At 50.7% G+C, this 13,102-nt stretch carries 11 protein-coding genes; 4 read left to right on the forward strand and 7 right to left on the reverse strand.

Annotated elements, in window-relative coordinates; genetic code table 11:
- Positions 1 to 113 precede the first annotated feature (113 nt).
- Together ACR6Z4_RS19115 and kamA are read right to left on the reverse strand one after the other, a co-directional pair.
- The gene (locus ACR6Z4_RS19115; RefSeq protein ID WP_479718906.1) at positions 114 to 1,973 is read right to left on the reverse strand and encodes a tetratricopeptide repeat protein; all 1,860 of its coding nucleotides are present in this window, start codon (positions 1,971 to 1,973) and stop codon (positions 114 to 116) included.
- 12 nt (positions 1,974 to 1,985) lie between these two features.
- Positions 1,986 to 3,278, reverse strand: a complete 1,293-nt coding sequence (gene kamA / locus ACR6Z4_RS19120) for a lysine 2,3-aminomutase (protein WP_479718907.1) — start codon at positions 3,276 to 3,278, stop codon at positions 1,986 to 1,988.
- Here kamA and ACR6Z4_RS19125 point away from each other — a divergent pair.
- Positions 3,277 to 3,426, forward strand: a complete 150-nt coding sequence (locus ACR6Z4_RS19125; protein ID WP_479718908.1) for a hypothetical protein — start codon at positions 3,277 to 3,279, stop codon at positions 3,424 to 3,426. The two genes, kamA and ACR6Z4_RS19125, sit on opposite strands and share 2 nt — an antisense overlap.
- Positions 3,427 to 3,620: 194 nt before the next feature.
- Entirely contained in the window at positions 3,621 to 4,382 is a 762-nt protein-coding gene (locus ACR6Z4_RS19130) for a MinD/ParA family ATP-binding protein (RefSeq protein ID WP_479718909.1), read from the forward strand.
- A 101-nt stretch (positions 4,383 to 4,483) separates the two neighbouring features.
- On the opposite strand, the gene ACR6Z4_RS19135 is transcribed toward ACR6Z4_RS19130, so the two are convergent.
- The 4 genes from ACR6Z4_RS19135 to deoC form a co-directional block, all read right to left on the reverse strand.
- Positions 4,484 to 5,632 (reverse strand): glycosyltransferase family 4 protein, encoded by a 1,149-nt coding sequence (locus ACR6Z4_RS19135; protein ID WP_479718910.1) that lies wholly within the window; start codon positions 5,630 to 5,632, stop codon positions 4,484 to 4,486.
- A 59-nt stretch (positions 5,633 to 5,691) separates the two neighbouring features.
- Positions 5,692 to 7,503, reverse strand: coding sequence for an MFS transporter (locus ACR6Z4_RS19140; protein ID WP_479718911.1), 1,812 nt, complete (start codon positions 7,501 to 7,503; stop codon positions 5,692 to 5,694).
- 81 nt (positions 7,504 to 7,584) lie between these two features.
- Positions 7,585 to 8,547, reverse strand: coding sequence for a DNA repair protein RecO (recO, locus tag ACR6Z4_RS19145; protein WP_479718912.1), 963 nt, complete (start codon positions 8,545 to 8,547; stop codon positions 7,585 to 7,587).
- A 319-nt stretch (positions 8,548 to 8,866) separates the two neighbouring features.
- On the reverse strand, positions 8,867 to 9,577 hold the full coding sequence (deoC, locus tag ACR6Z4_RS19150) for a deoxyribose-phosphate aldolase (protein ID WP_479718913.1): 711 nt from the start codon (positions 9,575 to 9,577) through the stop codon (positions 8,867 to 8,869).
- 322 nt (positions 9,578 to 9,899) lie between these two features.
- Between deoC and ACR6Z4_RS19155 the strand changes: the two genes are divergently transcribed.
- Positions 9,900 to 10,676: an ABC transporter permease gene (locus ACR6Z4_RS19155; RefSeq protein WP_479718914.1), complete on the forward strand. Its 777-nt coding sequence runs from the start codon at positions 9,900 to 9,902 to the stop codon at positions 10,674 to 10,676.
- 3 nt (positions 10,677 to 10,679) lie between these two features.
- On the forward strand, positions 10,680 to 11,618 hold the full coding sequence (locus ACR6Z4_RS19160; protein WP_479718915.1) for an ABC transporter ATP-binding protein: 939 nt from the start codon (positions 10,680 to 10,682) through the stop codon (positions 11,616 to 11,618).
- A gap of 76 nt (positions 11,619 to 11,694) precedes the next feature.
- On the opposite strand, the gene ACR6Z4_RS19165 is transcribed toward ACR6Z4_RS19160, so the two are convergent.
- Positions 11,695 to 12,966 (reverse strand): hypothetical protein, encoded by a 1,272-nt coding sequence (locus ACR6Z4_RS19165; RefSeq protein WP_479718916.1) that lies wholly within the window; start codon positions 12,964 to 12,966, stop codon positions 11,695 to 11,697.
- Positions 12,967 to 13,102 lie beyond the last annotated feature (136 nt).

The raw sequence follows: 13,102 nt of genomic DNA on the forward strand, positions 1-13,102 counted from the left end.
TGAAACCTTGGGTTTCACGTTCAACTTCATCCCGATACCAAGCAATACTCACTAAGCATTATGCCGCTTAAACCCAATGTGAACACAGAATCTTCATTCGATGCCGAAGCCGGTCACTGGAATGCTTGCAACGCTTGCTTTACATCAGCCAAGACCCCGATCCAATCTCCATGCGATCGCTGACGAAAAAGGCGCATGGTGGGATACCAGGGACTATCGTCTCGATCTAACAGCCACCGCCAATCGGGCAGGCAAGATAACAGCAACCACACAGGACGACCCAAGGCACCTGCCAGGTGAGCCACAGCCGTATCCGTGGTAATCACCAGATCGAGTTGGGCGATCGCGGCGGCAGTGTCGGCAAAATCAGTAAGATGCGGAGCCAGATTATAAATCGGTGCAATGCGTTGCCATTGAGATTCCGAGGCAATCGGACTTAGTTCGGCTAGATCTCGCTCGCGATCGCCCTTTTGTAAGCTATAAAATGCCAGCCCAGGCACCTGAAACAGCGGCAGAAAAAACGAGAGGGCAGAGGAGCGACTGCGATCGCGTTTGTATTGGGGATTGCCTGCCCAGACGATGCCAATATTCAAGCGTGGCGATGAAGGGGGTTCGGAGAAGCCATCAGCCAGGGACTGGTGGTTAAACGCTGCCGATTCCACAAGTGCGGTTGGCAGGTCAAGCTGAAACGTATCCGTGGCTTTCAAATAGGGGATCTGGTCAGGAACGGTAGCTAAGGTTGTACCTAAAATTGCAGGCAGGCTCATCAACGGTGCCTGGACATCGAAGGGAGGTAAATCTGCCTCGGACGAAATCAGTTGATCGATACCTGCAACGGTTTTGAGCAAGCGCAGCAACGACGGTTGACACTGCAAAATCACCCGTCCCCCCTGGGCTTTCACCAGGGGTGCGTAACGAACAAATTGGATAGTATCGCCAAATCCATATTCGCTATACAACAGAATAGTTTTGCCGGTCAGGTCGGAACCATCCCACAGAGGTTGCGCAAAAGGACTGGGAGCAAGGTCAGGTAAGTGCCACCGCCATTCAAATTCGGCAAACCCCTGTGCCAAATCACCTTGCTGGAGCAGCAGTAGAGAATAGTTCCAATGGGCTTCGGCATCATCTGGATTCAGCGCCAGAGCAGCTTGATAACAGGCGATCGCCTCGGATAAAGCACCCTGCTGATGCAACACAAACCCTAAATAATTATGGGCACGGCTATTGTTGGGGTCGAGCGCAAGTAACTGCCGATAACAGGCGATCGCTGCCTCTAATTGTCCCTGACGGTCGAGCAACAGCCCCAGGTTATAGCGGGCTGGAAGATGGCTGGGATTGAGATGAATCACTTGCTGATAGCAGGCGATCGCCGATTCTATCTGGTTATGCTGTTCAAAGGCATGACCCAGGTTAAAGCAAGCCTGAAAATTACCTGGATCAATCGCAACTACTTTTTGGTAACAGGCGATCGCGGCTTCTATATTGCCCTGATACTCCAACACCACCCCCAAATTGTTGTAAAGCGCAGGGTCATCGGGATGACGTTCTAAAATCTCCTGAAAACAGGCGATCGCATCTTCCAATCGTCCTTGCTGAAATAGCACTTGCGCTAAATGGTGCCAACCCGCATCGTAATTGGGGTCGAGTTGCACAATTTGCCGGTAGAGCCGTTCTTGTTGAGAGAGCGACGTTTGCATCCGGGCAGCCTGAGCCAGCACATCAATTAACTCAGCCGTCCAGTGGTTTACCATGTCAGCCCCATCTGCGGCATCAGAAGCCAGCACCGTCAGCCAAACGGCTTCAGCCTCCAACTCTTCTCCTTGCAAAAACAGCGCTAACCCTAACCGCCAATAGTATGAAACGGTTTCTGGCTGTAACTCAATGCAGTGTTGATAATAGGTCGCTGCCTCTGGCAACCGCCCCTGTATCAGCGCATCCTCTGCGTGTTGTTGCCAATCTGCTATGCCATCCATTGTCCCAGTCTATTACGCCTCAATATCATCGTTGGGCAATCGTTGGTGGCTCTGGTCAAAGCCTTCAGGCTTAATTTGGGCTACCTGTCCTTGCAGCAACCCGGATACCCCAACAGACGGACTCACTGGCTCTGGTTTGGGTCGATGCTCCTGGCGGGCGATCGCGTGAGGATCGTAGGTTTCAGGCTCATGATAAACCGCGACATAGCCCTCATAGTTGCGCAACACGACCTTATTGGCACCCTGGCTAATTAAATACTGGGGTGAAACAGGCACTTTGCCACCCCCACCGGGCATATCAATTACGTAGGTAGGAATGGCATACCCACTGGTATGCCCCCGCAGTCCTTCCATAATCTCGATGCCTCTGGCAACGGTGGTACGAAAATGTCCGGCTCCTTTGACCAAATCACATTGATAAAGGTAATACGGACGCACCCGATTGCGCACCAGTTTATGCACCAATTCACGCTGAATCTCTAAGCTGTCATTGATCCCCGCTAACAACACACTCTGATTGCCTAACGGAATGCCTGCATCCGCCAATTTGGCTAATGCCTGACTCAATTCGGGGGTGATTTCGTCGGGATGGTTGATGTGCAAGTTCATCCACAGCGGATGATAGCCCCGCAACATCTCACACAGTTCGTCGGTAATTCGTTGTGGCAGAAACACCGGCACTCTCGTGCCAATGCGAATGATTTCAACATGGGCGATCGCCCTTAAACTCGACAAAATATAGTCCAGTAAAATGGGCGACAAGGTCAGCGGATCCCCCCCACTCAACAACACATCTCGCACCTGGGGCGATCGCCGGATGTAGTCTAATTGACGTTCTAAGTCAGCTTTCTTAAACGTCATGTCTAAATCACCCACAATGCGACTGCGGGTGCAATAGCGGCAATAACTGGCGCAGTGGGTGGTGACTAACATCAACACGCGATCGGGATAGCGATGGATCAACCCCGGCACGGGGCTGTGCAAATCTTCTGCCAAACTATCGGCTTGCATCCCCTCAAATGCATCTAACTCGCGCCCTAATGGAATGATTTGCCTGCGAATTGGACACTGGGGATCCGTCGGGTTGATTAAACTGGCAAAGTAAGGGGTAATATCAACCCGGAATTTATCCGTTGCCTCTAAACCCTGTACCTCTTCATCTGTTAAATTAATAATTTCTGCTAACTCCTCAACCGCGTTCAAACGATTGCTGAGTTGCCATTGCCAATCATTCCACTGGTGAATGGGCACATCCGTCCAAATTGCCGGACGGTCAGGATGACAGGAGCGTTGGGAAAGAGGCATGGTAGAAGTACTTCAAGATGAAAGTGGCGATTTTGGTAACTTGAGCATTCTATATGAGCAAAATCTATATGCGCAAAATCAAGAGATATGGCGATCGCCCACTATTTTAAGACGGGGTGCAATGGGTCTACCTCTACATGGGGCATAGCTCACATCCTTTTGTTCCAACGTGTTATGGCTAATGCGTAGAGCTATAGATTTAGTTACCCAATCGCGTCTCTATTCGCAAAGTCGTTTTGAGTATTCCCTTGACAGCCGAAAATCTGCACAAAACTTATAGACTTAACACTTTCAGACTGGTTAACGTAGTAATTTAGTAACGGTCACCGTTAGAGGTACACCATGCCCAAGATTGTTTCCATTCACTCCTATCGGGGTGGAACTGGAAAATCCAACTCAACCGCAAATCTGGCTGCAACAGTTGCTCGATATGGGTATCGAGTGGGTATTGTTGATACTGATATCCAATCGCCGGGTATTCATGTCTTGTTCGGTTTTGATGAAGATAGTATCGATCGCTCGTTGAACGATTACCTCTGGGGTCGTCGTCGCATTTCTGACGTGGCGTACGATGTTACCTCAGTGCTTGAAGGCAAGCTGATGGAACGGAGTAAAGTTTTCCTGGTGCCGTCTAGCGTTAAAGCGGGTGAAATCGCACGAGTCTTACGAGAAGGCTACGATGTCGGGCTACTCAATGAAGGCTTTCAAGATCTGGTCGAAGACCTGAATCTAGATTATTTATTCATTGACACCCACCCTGGGCTAAATGAAGAAACACTATTATCCATTACTATTTCTGACATTTTGGTATTGATCTTACGACCTGACCAGCAAGACTATCAAGGAACGGCGGTAACGGTAGATGTGGCACGTAAGCTGGAAGTTCCTAAGCTGTTGATGGTTGTGAATAAAGCCCCAACCGTGTTTGACTTCAATCAGCTAAAAGCACAGGTAGAAGAAACTTACGGCGCAGATGTGGTCGGTGTTCTACCCCATTCGGACGAAATGATGGTGCTTGCCAGTAAGGGCATTTTTTCTGTGAAATTCCCAGAACACCCACTCAGCAAGATCGTTGAAGGCATTGCCAAACATATCATGGCATAGGCTCAGCTTGGCAAAGGTGCCACAGTCTCGTCCCATGAGGAATGAATTAAACGGGTGAGCCGCGCGTTGCGCGGCTCACCCGTTTAATGGATTTCATGGATTTATACGGAGCGACTTGAGTAGACCCGTTGTTCTCTCAATATCTGGCTATAAAGCTCTTCTAAATGGGTAATGTTACGAGTTAGGGTATAGCGGTCTAATGCCCGTTGTCGGGCTTTTTTGCCCAGCAGAGTCGTTAATTCGGGATGATCGTTGAATAAAGGCAGTAAGGTTTGCAGTTGGGTATAGGTGCGGTTAGTGCTGAGAATGATTCCGGCACCGTCTTCTAAAACTTCACCATCGGCACCCGCATCCGTGGCAAGGCAGGCTGAGCCGCACGCCATCGCTTCTAACAGCGACAGAGATAGCCCTTCAACCAGAGACGGCAAGACAAATACATCGGCTCCGCGTAAGATTTCAATCCGTCGTTGCTCATCTGCCACAAACCCCAACCAGATGATGCCGTGTTCTGCGCCATAAAAAGCCGAGAGCGTTGGCACTAAAGGACCATTACCCACAATGACCAACTTGCTATGGTTGCCCATTTCCGAGTTTTTCCAGGCTTTGAGCAATGCTTCTACATTTTTTTCAGGGGCAATCCGACCCTGATAGACAAAAATACGCTGGGCATTTAACTCTGTTTTCAGCCGAGAGAGACCGGGGGAATATTTATCGGTATCGACCCCATTGGGAATGACGGCAACTCGCTCTTTGGGTACACCCAATTTGACCAGCAGATCGCGCTGAATTTGGGAGAACACAATCACCCGGTTATAGTTTGCCAGAAAGGGCGCGTAAAGCTGATACATCAGGTGCTGGGTGCCCGATGTCAGGTTGCGGCGACGACGATCGAACGGAGGATGGAACGTAGCAACAAGAGGAATATTCAGCTCTTCACAAATCTCTGGCAGCACAAAATCCAGGGGCGATAGGGTCAAAGACGCATGCACCAGATCGGGCTTAAGCTGCCGCAAAGACTGGATCAGAACCTTACTGGAGCGGAGTGAGGGAATCGTGTAGATCTGTGACTTGAACAGGAAGGGGAGAGAAACTTCTTGTACGTCATGCGGGCTAACTATGGCTGCTTCTTCTTGGGCAAAGTGCAGGAAGCTGACTTGATATCCCCGATCTAGCAGCGCATTTGTAACTTCTCGACCATAGGTGACATTGCCACAAAATGGTGATTTTTTCCCTAGCCAAGCAATATGCATTTAAGTAATTCGTTAGTAATTGAAAAAATAATTAACTTAATCATAAGAATTGTAGTCTTTCAAGATACGGATTGACTTGATCCCTGCCGAGTAATTGAGCGAGTCAGAATAGTACCGGCGATCGCGATCGCCCCCAAGCCGAGAAATACAACCGTTAACCCCAAATACGTTTCGGCTAACCCTGCCAATGCCAGCGGCAAACTCAGGGCAACATTAATCGCATTGTTTTGTAACCCAAATACTTTACCCCGCATCTCGACGGGCGTATGTTCCTGGATAGTCGTTTGCATGGGAATGCCCACCATTGCCGCAAAGGCTCCCAGGCAAACAAGGATGGCGAGGGACGGGAAGAGTTGATGGGTAAATAGGGAGAGGGCAGCTAACGAGCCTGCTACGCCGAGCGAGCCGTAAAGGCTTAATTGCGTCCTGGAAAACCGTTGTCCGCCATGACCGATGAAAAAGGCACCGATCGCCATGCCAACCCCACCCGCTGCCAATAGGAAGCCAAATTGGGACGACTTTAAAGCGGGCATCACTTCTGCCAGACGCACTGCCAGTACTGCCAGAGCCGCAAACAGAGAGAACAAAATCACCAGTTGGATCAGGGCTGCTCGCACTTGCGGTTGTTGCCCCAGATAGCGCAAGCCATCGCGGATGTTATCCCAGACATGCGGAGGGGGCTGCTCTTCTTCGTCTGCTTTTTCGTGGGTGCGCATTAGCAGCAGCAGCAATCCGGCGATCGCATAGCTGATACCGACCAACAGTTCTTTACCAATATCGGGGCTACTGGGACTGATCAACGAAAATAAATGATCGGCGATCGCCAGCAACGGTTCGCCCACCGCAAACCCAATGATCACCGATGCCATCATCGTCGTTGTGTATAACGAATTGGCAGAGAGCAAATGACGGCGATCGACAATTAACGGAATCGTGGCTTGCTCGGCGGGGGCAAAAAATTGGGTGAGCGTCGAAACCAAAAAGGTCACACCCAGCAAAATCGCAAACCCAATCGGAATGCTGCCAAAAGGCGACCAGCCATTGGAAATCCACAATAACGCTGGCAGTGCCAGCACTAAAACGCCCCGCAATAAGTTAGTGGCAACCAGCACAGCTTTTTTGGGCCAGTGATCGACATAAACCCCGGCAATTGAGCCAAACAAAACGGCTGGGATAGTAAACGCAATCATGATCGAAGACACCCAACCGCTGATCGTTTGTCCGGCGGCTTGAAATTGGGTATCGATCAGCATGATCATCAGCACCAGGTAGACTTTATCCGCTAACTGCGAAAAAACCTGCCCTGCCCACAGTGCTAGAAAATCTCGATTTTTTAAGACGGGTAAAAAGCCATGTTCCGCTTCTTCCGGGATATCGCCCAGTTCGGCATTGGCTGGTTCGGTATCGGGTTCTGCCTCTGGTGTGGCATTGTCTATGATGTCTGTACCGGGACTGCCATTGCTAGAGACAGTCAGAGCCTCGGTTGGCGAAGTTTCAACCCACGGCTTATTCGTCGCCACTGCTCTCTCCTGCGGTTGCAGGGATCGCTCCTCCAGGGCTGATGGTTCTGACGATTGAGATAACGGTGAACTAGTCGGGATATCTTGGACTTGAGCAGGCGCATTGGCAGCAGGATCGGATGAAACCGGGAACTGTTTACTTGGGGTCAAGACGTTTCTAGATGAAGGGGTATTTCCGTTGGCAGTCGGAGTCGAGGACGGAATGAACTCGTCTATCTTTTCAGATGAATAGACGCGGTTCTCGGTTCCAACATAAGGCAATCTCGATGATGCATATCCTGGAATCGTAGATTGGGCTTCAGGTCGATCAGAATTGAGAGGGCGATCGCCTTCCATTTTAAACACAGTCACATTGCTTGACCCCATTTGGCTCACGGAATGAAGCCTGGGGGAAGAAGTGGGCAAGTCTGAGTCGAACCGTTGCATCATGATTCAAGGAGATGGGGATGACGATGAAAAACAGGTCTCAACCAGGGCTGCTGAACGAATCGGACATTCCAGATGATATTGGGCATACCGTCTTAAAATCCGCTCAATGCCCAGCCAGGCTTGATCGGGCGGAATTTGCATGAAGGGAATGTCTGACGGATAAAACAACGTGCCATCGGGTTGGATCAGGTCAGGCTTTGACAATTGTTGTAACAAAGCCAGTTCGGTTGCTGTGAGTTGAACAAACTGATCCGCAACCGGGCGCGGAGTGGAGTCAGTGGCATAGGCGATCGCCCCTTCTGAACTGCGACCCTGACGGATCGGCAAAGAAGTCCCATTCGTTCTGTCTCTCTTTGATCCTACGTGGGAACGCGCAGATTTGCCTGAAAGGAACTGATCTCTTTGGCTAAAGTCAACTGTTCCTCCTGCTGCCGAACTAAACCCGACTCGCCACGCCGGATCGACAAAATTGGGTTCTAACGGGTCTTGGGTAATGCAGCAAGCATGGACGCGAGGCGCTAGACCCGCCAACACGAGCAAATGAAAGATGGCATGCACCAGGCACGCCAGGGAAACCGAAGCGGGTAATGCTTCCAGTCGCCTTAAATGTTCTCTCAGTAAGCAAAATAACTCTTCCTGGGGATGATCGGTGAGCGCCTGAGACAAGGTTAACTCTGCCAGGTATTGACTAGCCGTCAGTTTGCGCAAGTCTTGACTCAATTTTGTGTAAGATTCTAGACTCTCTGCCTGAATAATTTTGTCCAGGCTGCGCCCTTTGACGATCAGCAACCGATTGACCACAAACAACTCACTCCGACCTCGTAAGCTCGACTGATGCTTGCGAGAACCGGGAGCGATCGCCCGGATTAAACCAAATTCCTGGGTCAGCACCGTCAACAGGCGATCGGACTCACCCATTGGTATAGCTTTGAGATTAATACCCGTCGCGGTGTAACTAGCTGCCATAGGGAAAAGGGGAGAGCAAGGGCAAGAAGTCAGGGAAATGAAGGCTACCGCGTACCCGTCAGCAATGGAGACTACCCAGAACTCTAGGGAACGTTTTAAAACTCGCTAAGAGGGTTGTTTTTTCGTGCGCTTTACGCACGAAAAAACAACTTGTAAAGCCGACCCTTGCTATAGATATCAATCTTCAACTCTATTCAATCTACGATCTTAAAGAGCATAGATTTAACCTCCCATAGGGTGGGTATCCCTACCCAAGCAGGCAAGATATCGACATCGGCTCAGTCGAACGCTGCCCGGCTTCATCAGAATAACGAACCTTTCATTTCTGACTCGTCTCCCCATTATCCCTTTCTTCCCCGGTTGCGGTGTCGCGATCGCGGATCAGGTCGGGACCCCGAGATGTCCCCAGGCGGCTGGCACCTGCCAGGATTAAGTCAATCGCTTGGGCAGCCGTGCGAATCCCCCCAGAGGCTTTAATCTCAATGCGATCGCGGCTAATTTCCTTTAGCAAACGAACATCGGCAACGGTAGCACCTCCGTTCCAGCCGGTGCAGGTCTTAAGAAACGTCACCCCCGCATCAATGCAAATATCAGCGGCTATTTTTTTCTCTCGATCGGTCAATAAATTCGTTTCCAGAATCGCTTTAACTGTTTGCCCCGTGGTATCGCAGATTGCCGCGATTTCTTTATGGACTTCTTCAACTTTGCCCGCCCGCAGCCAACCCAGATTGAGCACCACATCTAACTCGGTAGCTCCATTTTCAGCCGCTTCCTGGGCTTCGTAGAGTTTGACAGACGATGTCGTGGCACCGCAGGGAAAGCCAATCACCGTACATACTTTAGGAGCTTTGTTGTGCAGCAGTTCGACTGCTTGCCGGACATGAACCGGGTAAACACAGACGGTAGCAAACCCAAAACGTTCGGCTTCACCGCACCACTGGATGACGTTGTCTGGGGTAGCCAGGGGGTTGAGCAGCGCATGGTCAATAAATTGTGCTAAATCAATTTCTTCGGGATGAATCGTTGCCATTATTCCAATCTAAGGGGTTCTCCGGAGTCCTCTACACTTGTAGCAGATAAAACAGGATGCTGTTCGGGGCAACCGTTGGCGTGGCTTCAATCACGCTGGGGCAACGTCCCTGAAGAAACAGGCAGACACAATGTGTGGCTAAAATCCGGATGTTAAGGTGTAGTGTAAGGAATCGTAAGTAATCTTACTGGATTAATCTAAGGATTACAGAGTCGTCAACCCGTAATTTTGTTTGAGAGAGCGATGGCGTTGCCATCGCTCTCTCAAACAAAATTGGATTTAATCTTTACCACTGGGTCAGCAAACTGGAGTGTGTTGAGCGTTGGATAAGTATTGGTGGGAAACGCTGGCAGTAGCGCAACGAATTTTAATTGAATTGGGACGGCGACGGCGATCGCTCATTTTTTGGGTGATTTTTCCGGTTTTGGTGCTGTTGCTCAATGGCAGTATTCTGCAAGAACGAGCCCAAATTTCGACGGCTGAAGCGTTTCAAAATGCCGCACCACCCACCCTTGTAGGAGCAGCCCTATTTTTTAGCTGCCTGGGGGGCAGTGTGGCAACCGTTGTATCCGAGCGAGAGCAACAAACTCTGAAGCGGTTGTTTATCTCTCCGCTCAGTGGCACGTCTTATTTCCTGGGCATTTTTGTCGCTCACGCCTGTATTGGGATTGGGCAAACGTTGATGGTGTTTCTGCTGGCGGCGGTGATGGGGGCACCCCTGGAGGGTGCACTCTGGTTAGCTGGTTTGATTATTGTGCTGAGTATTGTGGCATATGTGGGGGTAGGCTTTATTTTGGGCACCCAGTTTGCCCGTCGGACAGAGGATGTCAATGCCCTGGTGGCAGCGTTTGGGGTGCCCTTGTTGATTTTGGGCGGGGCGTTTTTACCGACCTCGTTGTTTCCCCAAATTCTGCTGGATTTAGCAGCATTTAACCCGATTTATCACATGACCGAAGCGCTCAGTGGGGTGTTGCTTAAGAGTGATGATTGGCAGGCGATCGCCCCTCACTTTTGGTTCTTAGTGTTGTTTGCAGGAGCGATGGTTGGGGGTGGGTGGCTGTCTTATCAACGAATGCTCTGGGTTGAAAGGAGGCTGTAAACCATGCTGCATATCGAGAAGCTCAACAAAGCCTATGGAGGGCGTCAGGTTTTGCAAGATTTGAGTCTATCGATTCTTGCAGGAGAGGTCTACGGGCTACTGGGTCCCAATGGTGCAGGCAAAACGACGACGATTAATATCATTTGCAATTTGCTCAAGGCAGACAGCGGCAGCGTTATGGTCAACGATCGCCCTGTGTCGCAACAGACCAAAGCCTTAATTGGCGTGGTTCCGCAAGAAAATTTGTTATACCGATCGCTGACCTGTCAGGAAAATCTAGCGTTTTTTGCTCGCATCTATGGCGTACCGCGATCGCTCCATACCCAACGCATCCAAACCTGTCTGGAAGCGGTTAATTTGCTCGATCGCGCCAATAGTCCCGTCGAAACGCTGAGTGGTGGCATGAAGCGGCGGTTGAGTATTGCGATCGCCCTGGTGCACCAACCCAAATTGGTGATTTTGGATGAACCCACTACGGGACTTGATATCGAAGCTCGCTACGAAATTTGGGAATTTATCCGGCAACTCAAGGAACAGGGCATTACCACCCTGCTTACCACTCACTTGTTAGAAGAAGCGGAGCGACTGTGTCAGCACATTGGCATTCTCAAAGGCGGGCAACTGTTGGTGCAAGGAACGTTACCCGAATTGCGGCTGCGGATTCCGGCAGAAGAAGTGGTCGTGGTACAAACCCCCGATGAAGATGCCGCGATCGCCCGTGGGCAACAGTGCGGCTTTACCCCCAGACGCTATGGGTCTGACCTGGTGTTTTGGATTCCGGAGTTGCTAGAACTGAGGGAAATTATCCATCGATTTGATGGCATTGCGATCGATTCGATTTCCCGTCAGCCTGTGCGCTTAGAACATATTTATATCGAGGTCACTGCCAGCAAAGGCATTGGCTTCCCTATCCGTGAAGTCTTACCAGATCCCTGGGATTAATCCGCTAACCCTCAATAAATAGGGGTGAGCGGCGTTGCCGCTCACCTCTATTTATGTGCTTACAACATTTATGTGCTTACAACGCTCCCGTTTGCGATCGCTGTACCGCATAGTCGCGGTTACTTAAATACTGCGGCACCCGGTCTTGGGCAATTCGATAGCTGGTGTTTTGGGGTGGCACCGATGCCATGAGTGTGGCGGCCTCTTGCCAGAGCTGGGCGATCGTTTGCCATTGCTCAGGGGTATTTGCCGATTGTGCCAGATTCGCGGCTTCTGTCGCTTTGTTGACCGCATCGCGGAACGGATCATCGGTCAGTCCAGGAGGGGTTGGCTCTGGATTGGTGGTCTGTGGCGATGGTGCCGCTTCGGTCGGGGCAAGCGAAGGACTCTCTGGCGGAGACGCCAAAATTGGGGTTGCCGGTGTCGCAGGCGAGGCTTCCCCTGGGCTTTCTGCGACCGCAGGGCTATCGCTCGGGCTGGCGTCTGGCGACGGCAAACCTGGACTCGTTGCACCAGATTCAGACGGAATCGGAACGCCTTCTGGATTGGAAGCAACCTGCGGCTGGGAAAAGAATTTGGTATAGATATACGCCGCACTCAGACCCAACAATACAGCGATCGCCACTGCCAAAATAGTTTGACTCAGATTTGGCGAGCCTGATTGATCGGCTTCCGCTTCTTCTGCGGCTTCTGCTTGGGTGGCTCGGTGTCTGCCCGTTTCTAACTCTGCGGCTTCTAGCTCAGCCGCTTCGATATCTGACTGTCTCAGTTCTGAGGCATGAACGTCCGGTAGCCTGATATCCGGCTGACTAACATCTGAATGGTTAATCTCTGCCTGACTACTCTCAGCCGAGTCAATGTCTGCCTCAATATCGGCAACGGATTCCGGTTGCAACTGAGTCGATGAATTCAGTTGAGTGATAGCTGGATTAACCGGAAGCGAAGGCTTGACACCGGGGGCTGGATGGATAGGGGGTGCCGGAACTGGAGGGGTTGGCAGGGGCGGTGTCTGAACAGCCGTCGGCGTTTCTAAGAAATCAGGAAGAGCTTGTAGCTCAAACTCTTGAACCCAATCTGCGGCAGCTTGTCCCCGACGTTTTCCGCTCAGTCTGACGCGGTTGATGGAAGCAATGCCCAAATTCGACAGCCCTTTATGGACAAACTGCGCCAATGACTCCTGGTTAGGGGTCTGTTCCGCCTCTAGAGTCACGTCCAGCAAATCACCCCCCTGAGAGGTGACATCAGCAGTAATACCTCGGGGTTGCAGAGGACGGTTCATTAAAACGGCGATCGCCCTTGGGTTGCCTTGTTTGGCAAGCTCCAGTAGATTTGGCTGAGGATTCGTCATAATCACTAGGGAGCAAAAACGATGATGAAAAAGCTATCCCTTATCGGGTTCTGACTAAAGGTTACAATTGCCGGAAAATTGCAAAAAATGTAAGAATTTGACCTTTAGCGAGACTTAGACTGCTACGCCATTCTAG

Source organism: Calyptranema fuscum S582 (genome assembly GCF_055793305.1).